At 44.0% G+C, this 1,140-nt stretch carries 2 protein-coding genes; one reads left to right on the top strand and one right to left on the bottom strand.

The features are described 5' to 3' along the window. The first annotated feature begins 79 nt into the window (after nt 1-79). The gene (gene rnhA, locus R7P35_RS25570; protein WP_005380384.1) at nt 80-544 is read left to right on the top strand and encodes a ribonuclease HI; all 465 of its coding nucleotides are present in this window, start codon (nt 80-82) and stop codon (nt 542-544) included. Here rnhA and R7P35_RS25565 read toward each other — a convergent pair. Beyond that, nucleotides 541-1,140 (bottom strand): class I SAM-dependent methyltransferase (locus R7P35_RS25565; protein ID WP_318093223.1); only part of this gene is annotated, 600 nt, incomplete at its 5' end. The two genes, rnhA and R7P35_RS25565, sit on opposite strands and share 4 nt — an antisense overlap.

Raw genomic sequence — 1,140 nt, 5'->3', positions numbered from 1 at the left:
GAATTGCTGCTGGTATTCATAAGGTTATGTATGTCAGACTATGCTTTATTAAATGTTTCGGCTAATAGTACCAAAAAATATGACCAAACACGTTGAGATTTTCACTGACGGTTCTTGTTTAGGTAACCCAGGACCAGGTGGTTACGGCATAGTATTGCGTTACAAAGACGTAGAAAAGACACTTTCCAAAGGCTATACGTTAACTACCAACAACCGCATGGAAATGTTGGCGGCTGTCGTCGCGCTACAGACGTTAAAACAACCTTGTAAAGTCACTTTAACGACTGACAGCCAATATGTGCGCCAAGGTATTACTCAGTGGATCCATAACTGGAAGAAGCGTGGTTGGAAAACAGCGGATAAAAAACCCGTGAAGAATGCCGATTTATGGCAAGCTCTAGACAAAGAAACCGCACGCCATCAAGTTGAATGGCATTGGGTAAAAGGCCACGCAGGCCATCGTGAGAACGAAATGTGTGATGAGCTAGCCCGGACTGCTGCAGAAAACCCAACTGAGGAAGATACAGGTTACCAACCCTCTTAGCGAGATTCTTTCCTCATAGTGTTACCCTCTCGATTCATCACCCCAAGTGGTGTGAGCTTTTTCTTCAAGCGCCAATGCGGTTTGATAGGCTTGAGAGGGTATGTCCGTTTCCGCGCGACTATGTAATACAAACTCCCAGCGGGTGATGCCCAATCACCAAGACTATTTTCCAACCATGTCCACATCGTACGGTAACGTTTCATCGGAAACAGCGCATAACGATCACAATGAATCACTTGATAATTAAGTAACCCTAACCAATCTTTGATGCGGTTCGACGTAAACATTCGTCCACTCCAAGGCAAATTATGTTTACGCCATGGAAGTAAACTCGCTAATCCAGTCAAGCTTAATGGGTTGAATCCAGTAATAATTACATAGCCATCATCCATCATCACTCTATCGACTTCACGCAACAAACGGTGTGGATCGCTTGCATAGTCGAGCTGATGAGCGAGTATCACAACATCAAAGCTTTTTTCCAAAAAGGGTAATTCGTAACCATCTGCAATCACATTATGCAACGGGTTCTGGATATCTACGTTGACTTGGTGTTGAATGTTACAATTACAGCTGGTTAGCTCACAGCTCAACCC

It is taken from the genome of Vibrio sp. Vb0304, from assembly GCF_033338995.1.
In the GTDB taxonomy this organism is placed as follows: Bacteria; Pseudomonadota; Gammaproteobacteria; order Enterobacterales; family Vibrionaceae; genus Vibrio; species Vibrio alginolyticus.
The sequence above is the reverse complement of the archived record's forward strand: the minus strand, read 5'-3'. Positions and strand labels throughout refer to the sequence as shown.

Bases quoted from the DNA above. Each gene is read 5' to 3' on its own strand.
- rnhA (WP_005380384.1), top strand. From the start codon at position 80: ATGACCAAACACGTTGAGATTTTCACTGACGGTTCTTGTTTAGGTAAC.